Here is a 20,989-nt window from a genome sequence, read left to right as displayed (position 1 = left end):
CGGCCGACACATGAAAAGGCAGGACCGCGAGCGTCCTGCCTTTCTTTTTTGGCTGAGCGGCGGCGAGGGGCGCGCGCCGGTCATTTCGGCTTGTCCCCGAGGGCAAACACGACCTTGTAGGAGATCCAGACACTCACGGGTTTGCCTTCGTAAACTGCGGGGGTGTAGCGGTTCTTGCCGGCGGCGTCGACCGCGCTGCTGTCGAGCGCCGGGATGCCCGACGACTTCTGCACTTTCACCCGCGAAGGAACGCCGGCCGTGTCGATGAGCGCCCGGATATAGAGGGAGCCTTCGATTCCCTTCTCCCGGGCCTCCGGCGGGTACACCGGCTGTTCGCTGTGGATGACCTCGGGCATCCGGTCGACGGCCACGAAATCATCGGGCGTCGGCGCGGACAGACTGTCGGCGGGTTCTTCATCGGCGGCGCCGACCGGCGTGCACACCAGCGGCGCGGCGACCAAAAGCAGGACGCAGGAACAGATCAGCCAGACGCTTTTCATCGTCTACCTCCAGTAAAATGGTCTGTTGCAAAAACGCGCCGCGGGGACAAAACGTGCAATGAGATTTCGGTCTTCGTCGCGGGCCGGCCGCGCCGCCCCGGGGCGGCTACGTCCTCTCCGGCGCCTCCACCCGTTCTTTGAGCGACTCGTTTTCGGACCGGAGTTCCTTGATCGCCTGTATCAGCACGGGCGTCAGGCGGCTGTAGTCGACCGTCAGAGATCCGTCCGATTGCTCGGTGACGGCCTCGGGGAGCACTTTCCGGACCTCCTGGGCCACGAGGCCGACCTGGCGATCGGTGCCGAAATGGATCTCGGCGAAGTCCTCAACGCGCCAGGAGTAGCGGACGCCGGTGAGCCGGTCGACCGGCGGCAGGGCACCGTCGAGCGGCTCGATGTCATTCTTGAAGCGGACATCGGAGCAGGCGCCGATAGAGCCGGCGGAGCAGATGTTGCCGACCACGTGCAGGGCCTTGGTGGGGAGGTCAGTGCCGACACCGATGCTCGCGCCGGCCTTGGTCATCAAGGTAATCGTGCTCGGCGGGACCGGGGGAATGCCCGGCTCCATGGGACCCACGAGCGTGATCGAGCCGGCCGTGGCGGACGAAAGGGCCCTGATGGAGGAGTCGGTGACGGACTCGAGGCCCGGTCCGAGACGGAGTTCGCCGCCGCGAGGGCGGCCGTGCACAGCATGCGCCGCATCGACATGGAAGACTCCTTGCCGATAGAACACGGTTGTTTCTCGGAGCGGCAATTCCGGGGTTCATTCTGCGTGTCTGCAATGTCCTGGCCGAACGGTTCCTGGGCATGTTGAAACTGGAGAACACTGTCTGAAATGGAATCCCGCGCGGGGCGCACCGGGGCTAGCGGCGGAGGCGGGCGCCGTCGGCGCGCGGCGGGAGGAAGTCATAGCGCACGCGAATCCAGGAGGCGACCGGGCGGTTGTTCTCGACCGCCGGGGCGAACCGGCAGAGCGCGACGCCCTCCCGGGCGGCCGCGTCGAGAATCGGCGATCCGCTCGAGGTGCTCACCACGCTCTCGATGACGCGCCCGTCGCAGCCCACCAGCACGCGGAGGCGGACGCTCCCGGCGGTCGCGGCCCACGGCGGCAGCGGCGGGTAGGCGTCGGCAGGCCGGCGGATCACCTGGGGCTGGAGGCGGGTGTCGAAAGCGCTGTCGGCGGGGGCGGGCGGCGTGTCGCACGGCCCGGCGTAGAAGCTGAAGCTCTCCCGGTCGACGCGGCCGGGGAAAAAATCGCGGACGCATCCGGCCGGGAGAACCGCAAGGGTGACCAGAAGTATGATGCGAAGCGCTGTCATCGCGATCCGGCGGCGGGAGCCCGCCCGCTCAAAAGCGATCGCGGCGCCGCCGCAACCCATACCACGTCGAGGAGCCAGAGGTTGCCGGACGTGATGTCGTAGTTGGCCAGGAGCCGGCTCCAGGAATCTCCCGCCGCATAATAGCCGATGAGGAGCTCGAAAGCAACGGTGAGGACAAGCCAGAGGCCCCCGGTCGCCCGCGTCGGGCCGGGCGCAAGACGCCTGCGGCGGCCCAGGAGAACCACGTACGCTGCGATCAGCAGAGAGAGCGAGAGCCCGGACAGCGGGCAGGCCGCCGGTTCCCCGAGATGCGGGGTCAACGGGAGCTGCCGAAGCACGCCGCTGAGCACGCAGAGAACGGGAAGGGGAAGCCAGGCGAAGAACGCGAATCTCCACATTGCGGCGCCCGACCGGGACGGTCAATCGAGAGTTCGGAGGACGGCGCGGACCGGCGAAGCGTCCATGTCCGCGAATTTGAGCGGCAGGGCGATCAGCTCGTAGCGGCCGGGGACCACGTGCCTTAGCACGAGACCCTCGAGAATGACGATGCCGCGGTCGGCGAGGAGATGGTGCACGCCCATATCACGGGAGTCGACGCGATCGACGGAGGGGGTGTCGACGCCGATGAGCCGCACGCCGAGGTCGGCCAGGAAGCAGGCCGCCGGGAGAGTGAGGTGGGAGAACGACCCCGGAAAGGTCCGACCGTCGCCGCCGGTCCCGGTCTTCAGCAGCACCCGCGGGGCGAAGTTATCTTTCAGACTGGCGAGGAGTTCGGGGAGAATCGCCTCGGTGTCGAGCGGCCCGCGGGCGGATGCAAGGTCGAAGACGACAGCCTCGCCGACGCACGGGTCGAGACTCAGGTCGGCCACAGGGGACCCCGAGTCGCGGAAATGCTTGGGGGCGTCGAGGTGGGTGCCGGTGTGAAGGCTCATGGTTACGCCGCCGATGTTGACCGAGCCGGTCTCGGCCAGCCGCGCGGTCCAGAAGGGCCGGAAAGGGGCATCGCCCGGCCAGACCGCCATGCCGGCGACGAGCGGCTGCGAGATATCGATCAGACTTGCCATCAGGTAACCACGCGGTCTTCCCCGAGGTGCTTTCGGTAGGCGCCCTCGGCGATGATGGTTTCGATCGCGGCGATCACGTCCTCGATCTCCCGTTCGGTGTTGTAGAAGTGCGGCGAGAGGCGGATGCCGGCCCGGGGGCGGTAATCGCACAGGAAGCTGCGGGCGTTGAGCTCGGTGGCGATCGCCAGACCGTGGTCGAGATCGATGGCGACCGTGCCGGCGCGGCGCGCGGGATCCTCCGGAGCGGTGGTTTTCCAGCCGCGGAGGCGGGCCAGCTCGAGAAGGCGGGCGGTCATCGCCTGCGAGTGCGCGCGGATGCGTTCGATGCCGATCTCCGAGACGAGATCGAGGCCGGGACGGCACGTGTAGAGAGCCGGAATGACCGGGGTGCCGTTCAGGAAGCGGTAGGAGCCCGCGGCGCGGCGGATCGGCGGCGGCTCAAAGGCAAACGGGGCATCGTGGGCCAGCCAGCCGGTGAAGCTCGGGCGGAGGGAGCCGATGAGGTCGGGACGGACATAGAGGAACGCGGCGCCGGGACCGCCGCACAGCCATTTGAGGCAGCCGCCAACGGCGAAGTCGGCATCAAGGGCGCCGAGGTCGACCGGAATCGAACCGAGCGACTGGTAAACGTCGAGAACCACCCGGGCGCCCACGCGATGGGCCTTCTCGATGACGGCCGGGGCATCGATGATGAACGAGCTGCGGAAAAGGACGTGCGAGATGGGAACCAGCAGCGTGGCCTCGTCAATGGCCTCGAGGAGGCGCTCGGTCGGGACCGTGACGCCGTCGGGGCAGGGCACGATCTCGACACGGCCGCCGCGGGCAGCGGCCCACTCCTGGCAGAGATACTTGATCGAGGGGAATTCCATGTCGACCATGACGATCTTGTTACGGGGGGCGGCGAAGTCGAAGCAGGAGAGGATGACAGCCTCGGCGGTGGTGACGTTCGGCTGCATGGCGACGGTGTCGGGGGCGGCGTGCATGAAAGCGCCGATGTGATCGCCGACAGTGCGGGGCAACTCCCACCACTCGTCGTGCCAGGCCCGCACCCCCCGGGCGGCCCATTGGTCGGCGTAGGCGGCGGCCGCGGAGCGGGCGGCGTTGGGCATGGCTCCGAGAGAGTTGGAGATGAGGTAGCAGCAACGGCTCAGGGAATCGAAATGCCGGCGATAGCTCAGAAGATCGGCCATGAGATGTTTCCTCGGGGCGCCCGGGCCCCCGTACATCGGTTGAGCCTATAGTACGAGGGCCGGGGCGGCGGGGACAAACGGTATTTTCGGGGCCGGGTGGAAAAAGTGGGAAGTTTTAGTCGACAGCGGTGGCCGGAGCCGGCTTTCGTAGAATATCAGCACCGGCATCACGCGATCGGCGGTGTTGCTATGCGAAATGGCGCCGGCGGACATCTAGTCCGCCGGTTTCTCTTTCCAACCGGCCAACCGGAGAAGAGACGATGGATTTCCTGCTGCTGCCGGCGGTGACGCCGGCCGTCGCAGTCGTCGTCACGGCGGCCGGTCGCGCGCCCGCCCGCCCTCAGCCGGGATACGCGCCGTCGATGTACTGCCGGAGGTAGCGGTTGTCGACTTTCAGGTCGCGCAACTGCGCTTTCAGGATGTCCCCGATCGAAAGGAGGTTCGCCAGCCGGCCATCGTCGATGATCGGCACGTGGCGGATGCGGTTGTTGGTCATGACGGCCGCGATGTACTCAATGTCGTCGTCGAGGACGCCGATGATCAGGTCGGTCGTCATGAGGTCGGCGACCGGGATGGTCTTGAAGTCGCGGTCGCGGTCATGGGCCGCCCGGAAGATGTCTTTGTCGCTGATGATGCCCCGGAGCATTCCCCCGGAGTCGACGACCGGCAGGCAACTGATGCGGTTGGCCAGCAGGAGGTGCATGGCGCGGGCGACGACGGCTTCGGGCACAATCGTGATCACGGCCCGGGTCTTGGTTTTAAGAAGGTCTCTGACGAGCATGCGTAATCCTCCGCGGCGAAGGGTTTCGGGACGGCTCCTTTACGGACGTGCTCATCGGCATAACCTCTGTCGGGTGACTGTTGTCCGGCCGGCGGGAAACCCGATGAAGCGGCAGATGCCGGGGCAAGGGAGTCGGACAAAGGATTCGTTGGCAACTTGAATACAATGTGATATACTGAGTTGGCTATGTCAAGGCAAAAAGCGACCATAAATATCCTCTTTGCTCTTTTTCTGGCCATGGCCGGCGGTATGCGGGGGCAAGCGGAATCCGAAGATCCCGTGCTGCGCTACTACTGCCAGCGGGCGGCCGGGCAGGGTGAAAGCCGCGACCCGGCCAAAACCGGCCTTCGCTACGAAGTGTGGGTGCGGACTTACCTGACCCACTTCGGGCGGGGGAACAAGGTGGAGCTGACCGATTCGGCGTTGTTTCGGCGCTTCTGCAGTTTCGGCGCGATCGACTCGCAGCAGACGGAGGCGGTGACGAAGGAGTCGCTGGCGAAGTTCGACCTGTCATACCCGAATGTCTTTCAGGGCGCCTACGAGTTCCGGTTCTTTCCGAACGACACCGGCGGGGCGGCGCTGGCGATCGGGTTCGAGAGCGACACGGTGCAGAACCTGAGCCCGGTGGGATTGGCGGTGATTGACCGGACCAGTTTCTACCTGCAGCGGCTCTACCTCTATTACCCGAACGCGGAGAAGTATGAGCGGTACTCGCGGACGTTCAGTCTCCGGCTGCAGGACGGGTACGTGTTTCCGGACACGGTGGTGACGATGTACTCCGAGGCGGGGATATTCGCGGTGGAGCATTACCGGATCGACACCTATGTCGATTCGGTGCGGATTTTTCGGGACCGGCCGGGCGAGTGAACCTCGCGGGCGGCGAAAGGGCTTGCCCGGCAGGCGGGAGCAGGATTACTTTGCGCCGTATGGCAGCGGACGCGGATCGACTCAAGGACCAGGTACTGGCGCGGCCGGACCGCATCCCCCGGCACGTGGCGATCATCATGGACGGCAACGGTCGGTGGGCGGCCAAGCGCAACAAGCCGCGGACCTACGGGCATGAGGCGGGGGTCAAGGCGGTGCGGGCGACGGTGCGGGCGGCCGGGGAACTGGGAATCCGCTACCTCACCCTCTACACGTTCTCCTCGGAGAATTGGCAGCGGCCGCGGTCGGAAGTGGCCGCGCTCATGTCGCTGCTGTCGCGCACGACGCGGCGGGAACTCGATGAACTGGTCAAGCACGACGTCAAGCTGATCACGGTCGGGCGGGTGAACGGTCTTTCCGCCAGCCGCCAGCGGGTGCTCGCCCGGGCGGTCGAGAAAACGCGCCGGAACAAAGGGCTCACGCTCTGTCTCGCGCTCAACTACGGCGGGAGGACCGAGATTCTCGACGCCGTGAAAGCGATCGCCGGCGCCGCACGGGCGGGGATGATCGACATGCCTGAGATCACCGAAGAATTGTTTTCGAGCTTTCTCTACACCGCGGGGCTGCCCGACCCGGACCTCCTCATCCGGACTTCCGGGGAGATGCGGATCAGCAATTTTCTGCTGTGGCAGACGAGCTACACCGAGCTGTACGTGATCGACACGCTCTGGCCGGACTTCGGCCGAATCGAGTTGTTCCAGGCGGTGGCCGACTACCAGCGGCGCGAGCGGCGGTTCGGCAAGCTCAGCGAGAAAACCAGGTTATGAGCCGCAACCTGGCCTTGCGAATTCTCGTCGCCGCCCTCTTCATCCCGGCCATCCTCTGGATCGGCTACGCGGGCGGGTGGTGGCTCTACGCCATGCTGCTGGTGTTTCTGACGGTCGGGCTCGGCGAGTATCTCATCCGCGAGGGCTATCGCCTCGACCGTCCGGTATTCTGGCTGACGGAAGCCACAGCGGTGGCGGTTTATTCGGTGGTCGCGCTCCCCCGGCTGGGGGTCGAGGGTCTGGGTGAATTCGTGATCTACCGGTGGCACGTCGCGGCGGCCGGACTCCTGGCGGCTTTCTTCCTCGTCTCGGGCATGCTGTTCACGCTGGGCAAACGGCCGCCGGCGGAGTTGTTCACGCGCCACTGCCGGCTGTGCTGGGGACTGGCGTACCTGAGCATCACCTGGCCGATCGTCTTTCTCGTCGGGAGCGGAGTCGCGGGTCAGCACGGCGGCGATTCGCTGCTGTTTCTGTTCGGGCTTCTGTGGGTGGGGGACACGGCGGCCATGGCCGTGGGCAAAGGACTGGGGCGGCACAAACTCTCGCCCGCGGTGTCGCCGAACAAGACCGTGGAGGGGTTCATCGGGGGGATCGCGGGAGCGGCGGCGATCGGGGTCGTGATGTATTTCTGGAAATTCGAAGGGCTTGGCCTGGGGCATGCGCTCGCGGCAGCCGTGGGCGCCAGCGTGTGCGGGCAACTGGGCGACCTGGTCGAATCGATGTGGAAACGGTCGGTCGGGGTGAAGGATTCGTCGGCGATCATCCCCGGCCACGGCGGTGTGCTCGACCGCTTCGACTCGCTTCTGTTCGCGGCCCCGTTTCTCCTTCTGTATTTCACCCTCATCAGATGACGGAGGGGCGGAGTGCGGTGGCTCGATTACCTATTTGCCGCCCGGCCGCTTCTCCACGTGCCGGTCTGGTCGATTTACCTGGTCTCGCTGCACTACCACCAGATGGCGTCGGGGAGAGAATTTCACGGCGAAGATCTGGCGACTCCGGCGCTGTTGAGTCTGCTCTGCGCCGGCGCCTACTATCTGAACCAGGTGTATGATCGGGAGGGGGATGCGCTCAACGGGAAGCTGGGATTTCTCGGGCCGGGACGCCTGAGCGAACGCGGCCTGCTCGGCGCCCACCTGGCGCTCTCGGTCCTTGCGCTGGCGGGCGCGGCGCTCCTCTCGTGGGGCTTGTTGCTGGTGTTCGCCCAGCTCCTCGTGCTCGGCTACATTTATTCGGCGCCGCCGCTGCGGCTGAAGGACCGGCCGTTCTGGGGGCTGGCGGCCAACGCCTGGAGCTTCGGCTTGCTCATCCCGCTGACCGTGATGCGGGATCTGTCGGAGCACACCGTGGGGCTGCTGGGCGGCGACACGCCCGTGTATTTCCTTCTCGCAGTGGGGGGCACGTACCTTCTGACCACCATCCCGGACCGCGCCGGCGACGGGGCGACGGGGAAGCGGACGCTGGCGGTGGTCTGGCCGGTGGGGTGGGTGAAAGCGGCGGCGCTGGCGTTGACGGGGCTGGCGGCGGCCGTGGCGTGGCGCGGAGGGTTGGCCGAACTGGCCGGGGTCGCCCTTATCTCGCTGGCGCCGATAGCAGTAACGCTCCTGGCCCCAAGCCCATCGAGCGAACGCCTGGCGGCCAAAGCCCCGATCGCGATCCTGACCCTGGCGGCCGGATGGTGGTTTCCCGCATACCTCATCTTTGTCGTTGTGCTGGCGGCCGCCACCAGCGTATACTACCGGGCGAGGTTTAACCAGATTTATCCACGATTGACGTGATGCGAGTTACCGCCATCTTGCTGCTGTTGTACACCGGGCTGCTGTTCGGCTGCGCCGGCTACCCGCGCTACACCGGGGGACTGGTGGAGCGGCCGGCCGAGGTGGGGGAACGCCAGGTGGATTTCACGACCGCGGAGTATGTCCGGCTCGGGCTGATTGTGCAGTCGTTCCTCGGCAAACCCTACGCCGGCGCCTCCCCCTACGATCCCGGCATCGACTGCTCGCTCTTCATTCGCGAGGTGTTCGAAAAGTACGGCCGGATCAAACTACCGCGGACGGCCGAGGAGCAGTTTGCGGCGGGGACACAGGTGCACCGGAATCTGCTGCGCTACGGCGACCTGGTCTTTTTCCGCACGGTGCCGGGACAGGTGTCGCACGTCGGGGTGTATCTCGGCAACGACGACTTCATCCACGCCTCGAGCTCGCGGGGCGTGATCATCAGCAGCCTTCGCGAAGAATACTGGGCCCGGTCGTACGCCGGCGCCCGGCGGGTTCTCGACTCGCCGAAGGGGTGAACTCCCGCCGGCCCCGGGCGTTCCACAAACATGGCACCGCACATTGCCGAACTTGACCTGAAACTCAGGAACCTGCCGTCCTCGCCGGGGGTCTACCTGTTTCGCGACCGCCGGGGGCGAATCCTGTACATCGGGAAAGCCAAGATTCTGCGCAACCGCGTGCGGTCGTATTTTCAGCGGGGAAACGGCCACGAGGAGCGGATCGCGCGGATGGTGGCGCAGGTGGCCGATCTCGAGGTCATTGTCACCGACAGCGAGGTCGAGGCGCTCATTTTCGAGGCCAACCTGGTGCGCGAGCACAAACCCCACTACAACGTCAACCTGAAAGACGACAAACATTTTCCGTACATCAAGATCACGACCAACGAACCCTTCCCGCGCGTCCTGATCGTGCGGCGCATCGAGAAAGACGGGGCCACCTATTTCGGCCCGTACACGAGCGCGAAGGGGATGCGGCGCACAGTGGCGTTTCTCACGCAGTTGTTCAAGATCCGCTCCTGCAGTTATGTGATTCCGCCGCCCGAGGGAAAGACGCTGCGGGTGTGTCTGGACTACCATATCAAACGGTGCGGCGGACCATGCGAGGGACTGGTGGACCAGGCGAACTACCGGCGCGGGGTTGAGGCGGTCATCATGGTGCTGCGGGGGAAATCGCGCTCCCTGACCGAGCAGCTCACCGCGCGCATGCACGAGGCCTCGGCCGCGGAGCGGTTCGAGGAAGCGGCCGAGGCGCGCGACCAGATCGAGGCGATCGAGTCGGTCATGATCAAGCAGAAGGTCGATGTGGGGGAGCCGGTCGACCGGGACATCGTGGCCGTGGCGCGCGAGGGAGGCGATGCGGTCGGCGTCGTCATGCAGATTCGCGAGGGGGTGCTGATCGGGCGGCAGGATTTCCAGTTGACGGCGGGGGCGGATCGCGACGACCAGGCGGTGCTGGCAACGTTCCTCATGCACTACTACAACCACCAGCCCAACCTTCCCGACGAAGTGCACCTCCCGTTCGCCATGGAGGATCTCGACCTGTTCGCGGAGTGGCTGCGGAGGCAGAAGGGGGCGAAGGTCAAAGTGCAGGCGCCGCAGATCGGGGAGAAGTCGAAGCTGGTCGAGCTCACCGCGACAAACGCGCGGCTGCTGCTCGATGAACTCCTGATCCAGAAGCGGCAGGTGGCGGACCGCACGAGCAGGATGGTGACCGGCCTGAAAGACGCGCTGAAACTCGCCGTCTCGCCCCGGGAGATCGTCTGTTTCGACATCTCGAACACGGGCGAGACGGACGCGGTCGGGTCGGCGGTGTACTTCTCCAACGGCAAGCCATACAAGAGCGAGTACCGCCATTTCAGGATCAAGGGGGTGAAGGGGCAGGATGATTTCAAGATGATGCGCGAGGTGGTGGGGCGGTATTTTCACCGGCGCACTGAAGAGCAGAAGCGCATGCCGGACCTGGTTGTGGTCGACGGCGGGAAGGGGCAATTGTCGGCGGCGCGGAAGGAGCTGCAGAGAGCGGGGCTGGCGGCGCAGCCGGTGATCGGGCTGGCCAAGCGGCTCGAAGAAATATACGTCCCGGGAGCGGCCGACCCGATCGTGATCCCGCGCAGTTCTCCGGCCCTGCTGCTGCTCAAACACGTGCGCGACGAGGCGCATCGGTTCGCGGTCGAGTACAATCGGAATGTCCGGACGAAGCGGACGATCAAGTCGGTGCTGGGGGAGATCAGGGGGATCGGCCCGGCCCGGCAGCAGGCGCTGCTGAGGGAATTTGGGTCGGTCGAGCAAATCCGGCAGCAGACAGCGGAGCGGCTGGCGGAGGTGAAGGGGATAACGCGGGCGCTGGCGGAGCGGGTGCTAGAGGCGCTGCGGGAGAAAAGCGGCGAGGGCGGGGAGTAAAATGCGCCGGCGGGAGCCGGGCGGCCCCCTCTCCTGCGGGCTTGTGCGAAAGCAGGAATGGACCATCTGCCCGACGGGAATCATCGCGCTGACGTCCATGCCTCCCGTCCGGCACGGATGGCTCGCCGACGGCGGCCGCCGGGGGCGAGGATAGTGGTTGCAATCGGGGACCGGCCGTGCCTATACTCCCCTCATGCAGCAGCCCAAGGCGTACACGGTCACGGCGATCACCCGGATGATCAAGAATGTCCTCGAAGAATCCTTCCAGGGGATCTGGGTGGAAGGCGAGATCTCCAACTACATCCACCACACGTCGGGCCACCGGTATTTCAGCCTCAAGGACGACAATGCCGTCCTCAAGGGGGTGATGTGGCGGTCGCTGGGGAACGGGCTGAAATTCGAGCCGAAAAACGGGCAGAAAGTTCTCGCGTTCGGGGATATCGCGGTCTATGAAAAAGGGGGGCAGTACCAGCTCAACTGCAGGAAGATTGTGCCGGTGGGAATCGGGCCGCTCGAACTGGCCTACCGCCAGTTGTACGAGAAACTCTCGGCCGAGGGGCTGTTTGCGGCCGAGCGGAAGCAGCCTCTCCCGCGCTTTGCCCAGAAGATCGGGATCGTGACCTCGCCGACGGGGGCGGCGATTCGGGATATCGTGCAGATTGCGCGGCGGCGGAACCGGTCGGTCGAGCTGATCCTCTATCCGGCGCAGGTGCAGGGGGAGGGGGCCGAGGCGACGATCGCGGCGGGCATTCGCTATTTCAACACGCGGGCGGATATCGACGTGCTCATCGTCGGGCGCGGCGGCGGCTCGCTGGAGGACCTGTGGCCGTTCAACACGGAGACCACGGTGCGGGCGATCGCCGGGTCGCGCATCCCGGTGATCTCGGCCGTCGGGCACGAGATCGATTTCACGCTGGCCGACTACGCCGCCGACATGCGGGCGCCGACCCCCTCGGCGGCGGCCGAGCTGGCCGTCTGGCCGGCCGAGGAGATGCGGCGGCTCGTGCGGCAGTTGGTGGTGCGGCAGGCGACGCTCCTGGGGGGGCAGGTGCGGGAGGCCCGGCGGCGGCTTGCAGGTTCGCTCTCGCGCCCGGTGCTCGCGCGGCCGATGGAGATGGTGTTCCACCGCCAGCAGCGCCTCGACCACGCCGCGGAACGGCTGGCGACGGCGGGAAAAAACAGTTTTGAAAAGTACAGAAACCGTCTATCTTTGGTCGTGACCCGGATGGACGCTCTGTCGCCGCTGGCTATTCTCGCCCGCGGGTATTCGGTCACGCGGCGGCTACCCGGCCAGACGATAGTTCGAAGTGCGGGGGAGACGGCGCCCGGCGACCGCCTGGAGACGCTCGTGGTCGACGGCGAGATCATTTCGGTCGTGCAGGAATGCAGGCGGAAACAGGATGACGAACAAGAAGAAGCCTAAAGATTTCGAGAGCGCCCTGGAACGGCTCGAGGCGATCACCGAGCAGTTGGAGGCGGGAGAATCGTCGCTCGAAGAGTCGATCCGCCTGTACACCGAGGGGTTGGAGATCGCCCGGTTCTGCGACCGCAAACTCGGCGAGGCGGAAAAACGGATAAAGATGATCCAGGAATCCGACGGGGCGGCGGTCGAGGTGGAAACGGAAGCCGACGCGGCCGACGACGACGGGGAGGAGGACGACGAGGACGAGGAGGGGGGAGACGGGACGGGATGGCCATCGGGACGGTGAGTATCGGCGCCTATCTCCGCGAGCAGAGCGCGGTGGTCGAGGCCCTTCTCGACCAGTACCTTCCGCCGGCGAGCGCCCCGCCGCAGCGGCTGCACGAAGCGATGCGGTACTCGGTGCTGGCGCCCGGCAAACGGCTCCGGCCGATTCTCGCCCGGCTCAGTTTCGAATACTGCGGAGGGGACGCCTCCGGGACCGATAAACCGATTCACTGCGCCATGGCGGCGCTCGAAATGGTGCACACCTACTCGCTCATTCACGACGATCTGCCGTGCATGGACGACGACGTCCTGCGGCGGGGGATGCCGACCTGCCACGTCAAATTCGGCGAGGCCACGGCGGTCCTGGCCGGGGACGCGCTGCACGACGTGGCGTTCGAGCTGCTGGCGCGGACGGGGGAAATCCAAACGGTGGCGGAGCTGGCCGAGGCGCTCGGGACGGCCGGGATGATCGGCGGGCAGATGGCGGATGTGGAGGCGGAGGGACGGCCGGTCGGCCGGGGGGACGTCATGAGGATCCACACCCGCAAGACCGGGGCGCTCATCCGGTGCGCGGCCCGGCTGGGAGGAATTCTCGCCGGAGCCGGCGAGCCGACGATGGCGCGGCTCACGCGCTACGGCGAAAACGTGGGGCTGGCTTTCCAGATTATCGACGACATCCTCGACGTCGAGGGGGACCGGGAATTGCTGGGAAAGAACGTCGGATCCGACAGTAAAAAGCTTAAGGCGACCTACCCCGGCGCGGTCGGTCTGGAGGCGGCGCACCGGGACGCCGCGGCGCTCGTGCACGAGGCGGCGGCCCTGTTTGCCGCCGAAAGCGACAGCCGGCTGAGCGAACTGGCCCTCTATATCGGTCAACGGAACCGGTGAGCGGGGACGGAGAAGAAGCATATGAAGCATCTGCAGAATATCAACTGCCCGGCGGATCTCAAGCGTCTGTCGATGAGCGAGCTGAGAGAGCTCGCCGAGGAGATCCGGCAGGCGATCATCTCCTCGGTGTCGAAGACGGGCGGGCATCTGGCGACGAATCTCGGGTCGGTGGAACTGACTGTGGCCCTGCACTACGTGCTGAACCTCCCCCACGACCGCCTCATTTTCGACGTGAGCAACCAGACCTACACGCACAAGATACTGACCGGGCGGCGCGACCGCATGGACACCCTCCGCCAGTACAAGGGGCTGGCCGGATTCGCCAAGCGGGAGGAGTCGGAGTATGATCACTTCGGGGCCGGCCATGCCTCGACTTCGATCTCAGCCGCCCTCGGGTTCGCGGCGGCGCGCGACCAGAAGGGCGAGGACCGTCGGGTGATCGCGGTGATCGGCGACGGGGCGATGACGGGAGGGCTGGCCTACGAGGGGCTCAACAACGCCGGATCGCTCAAGAAGGATCTGCTGGTCGTGCTCAACGACAACACCTGGTCGATCTCGAAGAACGTGGGGGCGATCTCGCGCTACTTCACGAGCATCATGACGGACGAGAAGTTCAACCGGCTGCGCAACGAAATCTGGGAACTGACCGGGCGGTTCAAGCGGCGCGACCGGATCCGCGAGGCCATTTCGCGGATCGAGGACTCCGTGCTCGGACTGATCACCCCGGGCATGCTCTTCGAAAAACTCGGCTTCCGCTATTTCGGGCCGATCGACGGCCACGACCTCGAACTGCTCATCAAGCGCCTGCGCGATCTCCAGAACATCCGCGGACCGCTCCTGTTGCACGTGGTGACGCAGAAGGGGCGGGGGTTCCGCCCGGCCGAGGGAGATCCCTCGCGGTTCCACGGGGTCGGGCAGTTCGACAAGGTGACGGGCAAGGCGGCGGCGAAATCGGCGGGCCTGCCGACGTTCACGAAGGTGTTCGGCGACACGATGGTCGAACTGGGGGCCAAAGACCGGCGGGTGGCGGCGATCAGCGCCGCCATGTGCGACGGGACGGGGCTGGTCGATTTTGCCGCCGCCTACCCCGAGCGGTTTTTCGATGTCGGGATCGCGGAGGAGCACGCCGGGACCTTCGCCGCCGGACTGGCCGCCGAGGGCATCAAGCCGTACCTCGCGATCTACTCGACCTTCCTGCAGCGCACTTACGATCAGGTGGTGCACGACATCGCCCTGCAAAACCTGCCGGTGGTCATGTGCCTCGACCGCGCCGGGCTGGTGGGAAACGACGGCCCCACGCACCACGGCGTGTTCGACCTGTGCTATCTCGGCTCGGTGCCCAATGTCGCGGTGGCGGCGCCGAAAGACGGGAACGAGCTCCGGGCGATGCTCCACTACACGGCCGGCCACGACCTGCCGGGGCCGGTGGCCATCCGCTACCCGCGCGGCGCCGTGCCGACCGCGATGCGCCCCGAAATCGACCCCCTCGAGTGGGGGAAGTGGGAGTACGTAACTCCCCGCCGCGAGGTGGCCGTGCTGGCGGTCGGGACTATGGTGGCGCAGGCGCAGGAGGCGGCGGCGAGGATGCGCGAGGGCGCTGACCGGGTGGGCATCATCAACGCCCGCTTCGTCAAACCGTGGGACGAAGCCATGCTGCTGGAGATCGCCGATCACGCGCGGGCGATCATCACCATGGAGGAGGGACAACTGCGGGGCGGGTTCGGCGAGGCGGTCGGCGCGTTCCTCCTCCAGCGCGGGTGGGACGGCCAGTTCCGCGCCCTCGGTATCCCCGACCGGTTTGTGACCCACGGGGACCGGGAGGAGCTCCTGGCCGAGATCGGGCTCGATGCGGAAGCGGTCGCGACCCTTCTGGAAAATGTCGCCCGGGAGCAGGGGCACGAGCACGGCCGGGGGATCCTTCGCAAACTCGGCCTGCGACGGGCGATGCGATTCGGGCACGCCCGCCGGAAGACCGAGGAGGAGTTCAGCGGGGCCGCCGAGGAGTGAGGGGCGGGGTTTTTTCACAGCAAGTTGTTGCCTGAATCGGCGCCGCGGTGTTATGTTCGGGGCATGAGACTCGGCCTGTTTGCCAATGTGACGCGCCAAGGGGCGAGGGAGGCGATTCAGACCTTTGTCGAGTGGGCCCAGCAGGCGCGGCACGAGGTGGTCCTGTCCACGGACCTGGCCGGGTACACGGGAGATCACCTGACCTATCTGCCGCGCAGTGACATCGCCGGATACTCCAACGTGATCGTGTCGATGGGCGGAGACGGGACGATGCTTGCCACGGCCCGGGACATCCGCGACAGCGGCACGCCCATTCTCGGAATCAATCTCGGGTCGCTCGGTTTTCTCACCCAGCTTACGCCCAAGCAGCTGGTGGCGGCCCTGGACCGGATCGCGGCCGGGGAGTACCTGATCGAAGAGCGCATGCTCCTGAAAACCGCGGTGGCCGGGGACCACCAGCCGAGCTGGCCCTACGCCCTCAACGACATCGTGGTCGACAAGGGCGCCGTGAGCCGCCTGATCGAGCTGTATTTCCGCGTCAACGGGGAGGACATTGTGACGTATCGGGCGGACGGAATCGTGATCGCGACGCCGACGGGATCGACGGCCTACAGCTTGGCGGTGGGAGGACCGATCCTGCACCCCAAAATGCAGGGTATTGTGGTGGCGCCGATCTCGTCCTTTTCGCTCACCACGCGGCCGATGCTCTTCTCCGCCGACGATGTGCTCGAGGTGACGGTGAAGTCGCCCGACCGGGTGGTGAGTCTGACGCTCGATGGGCAGGTCATGACCGAGTTGTTCGACAATTCGCGGGTGACGATCACACGGGCCGAGTTCACGCTGAAATTTATCGTGTTTCCGGAGAATTCTTTTTATAAGGTGTTGCGCAACAAGCTCCACTGGGGAAGACCGCCACGCACGGGATCATGACTGGAGTTCAGAAAGAGCTTGCCCGGCGGCCGTTTCCACACTAGAATAGGCCCCATAGGCGGGAGTAACTCAGAGGAAGAGTCACAGCCTTCCAAGCTGTTGGTCGCGGGTTCGAGTCCCGTCTCCCGCTTATTCTCTCTGACTGCAAACAGACTCCGCTTATGTTGTTATGAGACAACATTATAGCATTTTTTGTGGGAATCTTGCCGATCTGGCCGGCGGGGATCGGCCGGACGGGATAGGGAAGTCAGTCTACCTGCCGACCGGCGACCCGGAGCGAGGGGGCGAGCCGCCGGCGCAGAGCGAAGGAGGGTGGCGGAGGGAGACGCGGGCGGCCGGGAGCGCGAGACAGGGTTCGTTGGGGATGGGGCTAAGCGCTTTGGGAGCAACAATTTTTTTGCGGGGCTGGGCGATTTTGCCTTGACAGCGATAGGGTCACTTTTATATTTGGGGTTCCCGTAAGGGCTCTGCCGTGGCCTATTTTTTTTGGCCGGAAGGCGGAGTTTATATAATGTGGAACAAAAATCGGAGCTGCCCAGATAGCTCAGTTGGTAGAGCACGTCCTTGGTAAGGACGAGGTCACCAGTTCGATCCTGGTTCTGGGCTCTTGTATAATTTCGGAGGCGAGCCGGAGTTATGGCGAAGCAGAAGTTTGAGCGGACGAAGCCGCACGTGAACGTGGGGACGATTGGTCACGTGGACCATGGGAAGACGACGTTGACGGCGGCGATGACGATGGTGTTGTCGCGGGTGACGGGGACGCAGGTGCGTTCGTTTGACAGCATTGACAATGCGCCGGAGGAGCGGGAGCGGGGGATCACGATAGCGACGGCGCACGTGGAGTACGAGAGCGCGAGGCGTCACTACGCGCACGTGGACTGTCCGGGTCACGCGGACTACGTGAAGAACATGATCACGGGTGCGGCGCAGATGGACGGGGCGATATTGGTGGTGAGTGCGGCGGACGGGCCGATGCCGCAGACGCGGGAGCACATTTTGCTGGCGCGCCAGGTGGGGGTTCCGTACATCGTGGTGTACCTGAACAAGGTGGACCAGGTGGACGATCCGGAGTTGCTGGACCTGGTGGAGTTGGAGGTTCGGGATCTTCTGAGCCAGTATGAATTTCCCGGGGATGACGTGCCGGTGATCCGGGGGAGTGCGTTGCAGGCGATGACGGTGGGATCGGATTTGAGCAAGCCGCTGGACAGTGCGGAGTTCAAGTCGATAATGGAGTTGATGGAGGCGCTGGACACGTACATTCCGGAGCCGAAGCGGGACAAGGAGATGCCGTTCCTGATGCCGATCGAGGACATTTTTTCGATTACGGGTCGGGGGACGGTGGCGACGGGGAGGATCGAGCGGGGGGTGGTGAAGCAGGGGGAGGAGGTGGAGATTGTGGGGATTCGGGAGACGCGCAAGACGGTGGTGACGGGGGTGGAGATGTTTCGGAAGTTGTTGGATTCGGGTCAGGCGGGGGACAACGTGGGGTTGTTGTTGCGGGGGGTGGACAAGGAGGAGGTGGAGCGGGGGATGGTGTTGGCGAAACCGGGATCGATCACGCCGCACAAGAAGTTCAAAGCGGAGGTGTACGTGTTGACGAAGGAGGAGGGGGGTCGTCACACGCCGTTTTTCAGCGGGTATCGGCCGCAGTTTTATTTTCGGACGACGGACGTGACGGGGGTGGCGACGTTGCCGGAGAATGTGGAGATGGTGATGCCGGGGGACAACGTGCAGATGACGGTGGAGTTGATCACGCCGATCGCGATGGAGAAGGAGCTTCGGTTCGCGATTCGGGAGGGTGGTCGGACGGTGGGCGCCGGCGTCGTCGCCGAAATTGTCGAGTAACGCGGTCCGCGACAGGATAGGATATGCCGAGAGATCAGATCATATTGGCGTGCGAAGTGTGCAAACGCCGGAACTACACGACGACCAAGAACAAGCGTCTGCACCCGGAGCGGGTGGAGTTCAGCAAGTTCTGCCCGTTCTGCAACAAGCACACATCGCACAAAGAGACGCGCTAGCAACCGGTTTTGACAGGCCAGTAGCTCAACTGGTAGAGTTCCGGTCTCCAAAACCGGCGGTTGGGGGTTCGAGTCCCTCCTGGCCTGCATAGAGATAGGTGACGGGATTGGAAAAAGTAGCCAAGTTTCTCAAAGAGGTCAACGCCGAACTCCACAAGGTGACCTGGCCGACGAAGGATGAGTTGATCGGATCGACGATCGTGGTGATTGTCGTCTCGATCATCGTAGCGGTGTTCATCGGGGTGGTGGACCGCGTGCTCACCGTCCTGGTCCAGGCGATCTTCGGCGGGGGAGCGTGAGTATTGGTTATGGCGATGGCGTGGTATGTCGTACACACGTACTCGGGTCATGAGGCGAAGGCCAAGCGGTACCTCGAGTCGGCCATAGCGAATGCCGGACTGGGGGCGAAGTTCGGGGAGATCCTGGTACCGACGGAAGAGGTGACGGAGATGCGGCAGGGGAAGCGCTCGACGAGCACGCGCAAGTTTCTCCCGAGCTACATCCTGGTGCAGATGGATCTGGACAAGGTGACCCAGGAGCTGGTGGTTGCGACGCCGGGCATCACCAATTTCGTCGGCAGCGGCGGCAAGCCCCGGCCGCTGCGGGAGAAGGAAGTCGAGCGGATCGTGGGGCAGATCAACCGGAGCCGGACCGAGGAGGTGGCCGACATCCCGTTCCAGGCGGGGGATGCGGTCAAGGTGAGCGACGGGCCGTTTGCCGATTTTTCGGGGACGGTGAGCGAGGTGAACCTGGAGCGGCGGAAGGTGAAGGTGATGGTGTCGATCTTCGGGCGCCCGACGCCGGTGGAGCTGGATTTTCTCCAGGTGGAGTTGCTGAAGAAATAACGATGCGATAGAGTGGAGCGGACGCGACAGTGGCCAAGAAAGTAATAGGACAGATCAAACTCCAGATTCCCGCGGGGCAGGCGAATCCGGCGCCGCCGGTCGGCCCGGCGCTCGGCCAGCGCGGGGTCAACATCATGGAGTTCTGCAAGGCGTTCAACGCGCGGACGCAGGACGGCAAGGGGATCCTGACGCCGGTGATAATCACCGTGTACAGCGACAAGTCGTTTTCGTTCATTACGAAAACCCCGCCGGCCTCGACCCTGCTGCGCCTCGCGGCGAAGCTGCCGAAGGGTTCGGCCGTGCCGAACCGCGACAAGGTCGGCAGCGTGACCTCCGAACAGCTCCGCCAGATCGCGGAGCAGAAAATGGCCGACCTCAACGCGGCCTCGATCGAGGCGGCGATGCTGATGGTGGCCGGGACCGCCCGGTCGATGGGCATTGAAATCAAGGGGTAGGGACCCCCGGGTTCCTGCCGTTATTCGTTAACACCTGTGGCGCCCGGCGGCGCCGACGGGGAGAATAGGATACATGAAACGATCCAAGCACTACCAGGCATCCCGCGAGAAAGTCGACCGGACGCGCCGCTACGCGCTCGACGAGGCGATCGCGCTCGTGAAGGGCAACGCCTTCGCGAAGTTCGACGAGTCGGTGGAGGTGGCGATCCGGCTGGGGGTGAATCCCAAGCACGCCGACCAGATGGTGCGCGGGACAGTGGCGCTGCCACACGGCACGGGGAAGAAAATCCGCGTGGCGGTGTTCGCGGCCGGCGACAAGGCCGAGGAGGCCCGGGTCGCAGGCGCCGACATCGTGGGCGCGGAAGATCTCGCCGAGAAGGTGAAGGGCGGGTTTCTTGATTTCGACGTCGCCGTGGCGACGCCGGACATGATGCGCGTCCTCGGTCCCCTCGGCAAAGTGCTCGGCCCGCGCGGGCTCATGCCCAACCCGAAGACGGGGACGGTGACGATGGACCTGAGCCGGGCGGTCAAGGAGCTCAAGGCCGGGCGCATCGAGTTCCGCATCGACCGGCAGTCGAACGTGGCCGTCTCAATCGGCAAGGTGTCGTTCGAGGCGAACCAACTCAAAGAAAATGTCGAGACCTTCATCGCGGCCGTCGCCCGGGCCAAGCCGGCCTCGGCCAAAGGGACCTACTTCCTGAGCGCGTCGCTCTGCTCGACCATGGGTCCCGGGGTCAAACTCGATCACAGCCTGCTGCTGGCGGATCTCAAGAAGTGACGGAGAAGGAGCAATCGTATGGCAAAACCGGAAAAAGTTACCGCCGTCGCTGAGATGAAAAAGCTGTTCGACGAGTGCGACTCCTTTTTCGTGACGGACTACCAGGGGCTGAGCGTGGCCGATGTCACCGCGCTGCGCAAGTCGCTGCGGGAACAGGGCGTCACCTTCCTGGTGGGCAAGAATACGCTGTTGAAGCGGGCGGCGCACGAGGCCGGGGTGGGGGAGATCGACTCCTTCCTGGTCGGGCCGACCGCGATCGCGTTCGCGCGCGCCGATGCATCGGCGGCCGCCAAGGTGCTCCAAGACTCGTTCAAGGAGCGGGAGCTGCCGCGGACGAAGGTGTTCGTGGTGGCCGACCGGGTCTACGGGGCGGGCGATCTCAAGGCGCTCGCCGAGCTGCCCCCGCGCGAGCAGTTGCTGGCCCAGGTGGCGGCGGCGGTCGAGGCGCCTCTGGCCGAACTGGTGCGGACGATCGACGCGTTCTTCCAGCAACTGGTCGGCTCGGTCGACGCGCTGGCCGAGAAGCGGAAGGCGGAGGGCCCGGCCGGCCCGCCGCCCGGAGAGGCCGGGGCGGCGTCATGACGAGGCAATACGAAAGGTGTAACTTTACATTCAACGGAAGAGGTACGAACCGTGGCTAACCCTGCAATTGAAGAGATTGTCGA

The 20,989-nt window shown here is 65.2% G+C and carries 25 protein-coding genes and 3 tRNA genes; 21 read left to right on the top strand and 7 right to left on the bottom strand.

Features of this window, described 5'->3' with window-relative positions; genetic code table 11:
- Positions 1-80: 80 nt before the first annotated feature.
- The 7 genes from KA261_01405 to KA261_01375 all read right to left on the bottom strand — a co-directional run bounded on the left by KA261_01405 (position 81) and on the right by KA261_01375 (position 4,851).
- The gene (locus tag KA261_01405; protein ID MBP7696438.1) at positions 81-500 is read right to left on the bottom strand and encodes an energy transducer TonB; all 420 of its coding nucleotides are present in this window, start codon (positions 498-500) and stop codon (positions 81-83) included.
- Between the two features lie 106 nt (positions 501-606).
- Complete coding sequence (locus tag KA261_01400) at positions 607-1,230, bottom strand: tail fiber domain-containing protein (protein ID MBP7696437.1); 624 nt, start codon at positions 1,228-1,230, stop codon at positions 607-609.
- Positions 1,231-1,360: 130 nt separating this feature from the next.
- On the bottom strand, positions 1,361-1,816 hold the full coding sequence (locus KA261_01395; protein ID MBP7696436.1) for an energy transducer TonB: 456 nt from the start codon (positions 1,814-1,816) through the stop codon (positions 1,361-1,363).
- Positions 1,813-2,214: a hypothetical protein gene (locus tag KA261_01390; protein MBP7696435.1), complete on the bottom strand. Its 402-nt coding sequence runs from the start codon at positions 2,212-2,214 to the stop codon at positions 1,813-1,815. The genes KA261_01395 and KA261_01390 overlap by 4 nt, the downstream gene beginning before the upstream one ends.
- Positions 2,215-2,235: 21 nt before the next feature.
- Complete coding sequence (locus KA261_01385; protein MBP7696434.1) at positions 2,236-2,880, bottom strand: cyclase family protein; 645 nt, start codon at positions 2,878-2,880, stop codon at positions 2,236-2,238.
- Positions 2,880-4,070, bottom strand: coding sequence for an aminotransferase class V-fold PLP-dependent enzyme (locus KA261_01380; protein MBP7696433.1), 1,191 nt, complete (start codon positions 4,068-4,070; stop codon positions 2,880-2,882). The genes KA261_01385 and KA261_01380 overlap by 1 nt, the downstream gene beginning before the upstream one ends.
- A gap of 340 nt (positions 4,071-4,410) precedes the next feature.
- Complete coding sequence (locus tag KA261_01375) at positions 4,411-4,851, bottom strand: CBS domain-containing protein (GenBank protein MBP7696432.1); 441 nt, start codon at positions 4,849-4,851, stop codon at positions 4,411-4,413.
- 186 nt (positions 4,852-5,037) lie between these two features.
- Between KA261_01375 and KA261_01370 the strand changes: the two genes are divergently transcribed.
- The 21 genes from KA261_01370 (at position 5,038) to KA261_01270 (ending at position 20,906) form a co-directional block, all read left to right on the top strand.
- Entirely contained in the window at positions 5,038-5,718 is a 681-nt protein-coding gene (locus tag KA261_01370) for a hypothetical protein (protein MBP7696431.1), read from the top strand.
- A 59-nt stretch (positions 5,719-5,777) separates the two neighbouring features.
- Complete coding sequence (locus KA261_01365; protein MBP7696430.1) at positions 5,778-6,542, top strand: isoprenyl transferase; 765 nt, start codon at positions 5,778-5,780, stop codon at positions 6,540-6,542.
- A complete protein-coding gene (locus KA261_01360; protein MBP7696429.1) occupies positions 6,539-7,393 on the top strand; it encodes a phosphatidate cytidylyltransferase in 855 nt (284 codons plus the stop codon). The genes KA261_01365 and KA261_01360 overlap by 4 nt, the downstream gene beginning before the upstream one ends.
- A 12-nt stretch (positions 7,394-7,405) precedes the next feature.
- Positions 7,406-8,317, top strand: a complete 912-nt coding sequence (locus KA261_01355) for a UbiA family prenyltransferase (GenBank protein ID MBP7696428.1) — start codon at positions 7,406-7,408, stop codon at positions 8,315-8,317.
- A complete protein-coding gene (locus tag KA261_01350; protein MBP7696427.1) occupies positions 8,317-8,832 on the top strand; it encodes a C40 family peptidase in 516 nt (171 codons plus the stop codon). Before KA261_01355 ends, KA261_01350 begins: the two co-directional genes overlap by 1 nt.
- Before the next feature lie 30 nt (positions 8,833-8,862).
- Positions 8,863-10,713 carry an excinuclease ABC subunit UvrC gene (gene uvrC / locus KA261_01345; protein ID MBP7696426.1) on the top strand — a complete coding sequence of 617 codons (1,851 nt, stop codon included), beginning with the start codon at positions 8,863-8,865 and terminating at the stop codon, positions 10,711-10,713.
- 193 nt (positions 10,714-10,906) lie between these two features.
- On the top strand, positions 10,907-12,136 hold the full coding sequence (gene xseA / locus KA261_01340) for an exodeoxyribonuclease VII large subunit (protein ID MBP7696425.1): 1,230 nt from the start codon (positions 10,907-10,909) through the stop codon (positions 12,134-12,136).
- Complete coding sequence (xseB, locus tag KA261_01335; protein ID MBP7696424.1) at positions 12,114-12,422, top strand: exodeoxyribonuclease VII small subunit; 309 nt, start codon at positions 12,114-12,116, stop codon at positions 12,420-12,422. Before xseA ends, xseB begins: the two co-directional genes overlap by 23 nt.
- Positions 12,404-13,288 carry a polyprenyl synthetase family protein gene (locus KA261_01330; GenBank protein ID MBP7696423.1) on the top strand — a complete coding sequence of 295 codons (885 nt, stop codon included), beginning with the start codon at positions 12,404-12,406 and terminating at the stop codon, positions 13,286-13,288. Before xseB ends, KA261_01330 begins: the two co-directional genes overlap by 19 nt.
- A gap of 21 nt (positions 13,289-13,309) precedes the next feature.
- Positions 13,310-15,295, top strand: coding sequence for a 1-deoxy-D-xylulose-5-phosphate synthase (locus KA261_01325; protein MBP7696422.1), 1,986 nt, complete (start codon positions 13,310-13,312; stop codon positions 15,293-15,295).
- A gap of 63 nt (positions 15,296-15,358) precedes the next feature.
- A complete protein-coding gene (locus KA261_01320; protein ID MBP7696421.1) occupies positions 15,359-16,225 on the top strand; it encodes an NAD(+)/NADH kinase in 867 nt (288 codons plus the stop codon).
- A gap of 58 nt (positions 16,226-16,283) precedes the next feature.
- Positions 16,284-16,355, top strand: a tRNA-Gly gene (locus tag KA261_01315).
- A gap of 403 nt (positions 16,356-16,758) precedes the next feature.
- Positions 16,759-16,831: transfer RNA gene (locus KA261_01310), tRNA-Thr, on the top strand.
- Between the two features lie 30 nt (positions 16,832-16,861).
- Positions 16,862-18,070, top strand: a complete 1,209-nt coding sequence (gene tuf, locus KA261_01305) for an elongation factor Tu (GenBank protein ID MBP7696420.1) — start codon at positions 16,862-16,864, stop codon at positions 18,068-18,070.
- A 23-nt stretch (positions 18,071-18,093) separates the two neighbouring features.
- On the top strand, positions 18,094-18,246 hold the full coding sequence (gene rpmG / locus KA261_01300) for a 50S ribosomal protein L33 (protein MBP7696419.1): 153 nt from the start codon (positions 18,094-18,096) through the stop codon (positions 18,244-18,246).
- A 14-nt stretch (positions 18,247-18,260) separates the two neighbouring features.
- Positions 18,261-18,333 (top strand) — tRNA-Trp (locus tag KA261_01295).
- A 20-nt stretch (positions 18,334-18,353) separates the two neighbouring features.
- Complete coding sequence (gene secE / locus KA261_01290) at positions 18,354-18,545, top strand: preprotein translocase subunit SecE (GenBank protein ID MBP7696418.1); 192 nt, start codon at positions 18,354-18,356, stop codon at positions 18,543-18,545.
- A 9-nt stretch (positions 18,546-18,554) separates the two neighbouring features.
- Entirely contained in the window at positions 18,555-19,091 is a 537-nt protein-coding gene (gene nusG / locus KA261_01285; GenBank protein MBP7696417.1) for a transcription termination/antitermination factor NusG, read from the top strand.
- A gap of 29 nt (positions 19,092-19,120) precedes the next feature.
- Positions 19,121-19,546: a 50S ribosomal protein L11 gene (gene rplK, locus KA261_01280; protein ID MBP7696416.1), complete on the top strand. Its 426-nt coding sequence runs from the start codon at positions 19,121-19,123 to the stop codon at positions 19,544-19,546.
- 73 nt (positions 19,547-19,619) lie between these two features.
- Positions 19,620-20,324, top strand: coding sequence for a 50S ribosomal protein L1 (locus KA261_01275; protein MBP7696415.1), 705 nt, complete (start codon positions 19,620-19,622; stop codon positions 20,322-20,324).
- 18 nt (positions 20,325-20,342) lie between these two features.
- Positions 20,343-20,906 carry a 50S ribosomal protein L10 gene (locus KA261_01270; GenBank protein MBP7696414.1) on the top strand — a complete coding sequence of 188 codons (564 nt, stop codon included), beginning with the start codon at positions 20,343-20,345 and terminating at the stop codon, positions 20,904-20,906.
- Positions 20,907-20,989 lie beyond the last annotated feature (83 nt).

It is taken from the genome of Candidatus Zixiibacteriota bacterium (assembly GCA_017999435.1).
Classification (GTDB): domain Bacteria; phylum Zixibacteria; class MSB-5A5; order GN15; family FEB-12; genus JAGNLV01.
Note: the sequence above shows the minus strand (reverse complement) of the source record. Positions and strands in the feature narration are given on the sequence as shown.

What these genes read in the sequence shown, in the direction of transcription:
- KA261_01385 (MBP7696434.1), bottom strand. Translation starts at nt 2,880, where the DNA reads ATGGCAAGTCTGATCGATATCTCGCAGCCGCTCGTCGCCGGCATGGCG.
- KA261_01360 (MBP7696429.1), top strand. Translation starts at nt 6,539, where the DNA reads ATGAGCCGCAACCTGGCCTTGCGAATTCTCGTCGCCGCCCTCTTCATC.
- KA261_01405 (MBP7696438.1), bottom strand. Translation starts at nt 500, where the DNA reads ATGAAAAGCGTCTGGCTGATCTGTTCCTGCGTCCTGCTTTTGGTCGCC.
- KA261_01320 (MBP7696421.1), top strand. Translation starts at nt 15,359, where the DNA reads ATGAGACTCGGCCTGTTTGCCAATGTGACGCGCCAAGGGGCGAGGGAG.
- KA261_01365 (MBP7696430.1), top strand. Translation starts at nt 5,778, where the DNA reads ATGGCAGCGGACGCGGATCGACTCAAGGACCAGGTACTGGCGCGGCCG.
- xseB (MBP7696424.1), top strand. Translation starts at nt 12,114, where the DNA reads ATGACGAACAAGAAGAAGCCTAAAGATTTCGAGAGCGCCCTGGAACGG.
- xseA (MBP7696425.1), top strand. Translation starts at nt 10,907, where the DNA reads ATGCAGCAGCCCAAGGCGTACACGGTCACGGCGATCACCCGGATGATC.
- KA261_01370 (MBP7696431.1), top strand. Translation starts at nt 5,038, where the DNA reads ATGTCAAGGCAAAAAGCGACCATAAATATCCTCTTTGCTCTTTTTCTG.
- nusG (MBP7696417.1), top strand. Translation starts at nt 18,555, where the DNA reads ATGGCGATGGCGTGGTATGTCGTACACACGTACTCGGGTCATGAGGCG.
- KA261_01270 (MBP7696414.1), top strand. Translation starts at nt 20,343, where the DNA reads ATGGCAAAACCGGAAAAAGTTACCGCCGTCGCTGAGATGAAAAAGCTG.
- KA261_01395 (MBP7696436.1), bottom strand. Translation starts at nt 1,816, where the DNA reads ATGACAGCGCTTCGCATCATACTTCTGGTCACCCTTGCGGTTCTCCCG.
- KA261_01330 (MBP7696423.1), top strand. Translation starts at nt 12,404, where the DNA reads ATGGCCATCGGGACGGTGAGTATCGGCGCCTATCTCCGCGAGCAGAGC.
- KA261_01375 (MBP7696432.1), bottom strand. Translation starts at nt 4,851, where the DNA reads ATGCTCGTCAGAGACCTTCTTAAAACCAAGACCCGGGCCGTGATCACG.
- KA261_01350 (MBP7696427.1), top strand. Translation starts at nt 8,317, where the DNA reads ATGCGAGTTACCGCCATCTTGCTGCTGTTGTACACCGGGCTGCTGTTC.
- rpmG (MBP7696419.1), top strand. Translation starts at nt 18,094, where the DNA reads ATGCCGAGAGATCAGATCATATTGGCGTGCGAAGTGTGCAAACGCCGG.
- KA261_01325 (MBP7696422.1), top strand. Translation starts at nt 13,310, where the DNA reads ATGAAGCATCTGCAGAATATCAACTGCCCGGCGGATCTCAAGCGTCTG.
- tuf (MBP7696420.1), top strand. Translation starts at nt 16,862, where the DNA reads ATGGCGAAGCAGAAGTTTGAGCGGACGAAGCCGCACGTGAACGTGGGG.
- KA261_01380 (MBP7696433.1), bottom strand. Translation starts at nt 4,070, where the DNA reads ATGGCCGATCTTCTGAGCTATCGCCGGCATTTCGATTCCCTGAGCCGT.
- KA261_01390 (MBP7696435.1), bottom strand. Translation starts at nt 2,214, where the DNA reads ATGTGGAGATTCGCGTTCTTCGCCTGGCTTCCCCTTCCCGTTCTCTGC.
- KA261_01275 (MBP7696415.1), top strand. Translation starts at nt 19,620, where the DNA reads ATGAAACGATCCAAGCACTACCAGGCATCCCGCGAGAAAGTCGACCGG.
- uvrC (MBP7696426.1), top strand. Translation starts at nt 8,863, where the DNA reads ATGGCACCGCACATTGCCGAACTTGACCTGAAACTCAGGAACCTGCCG.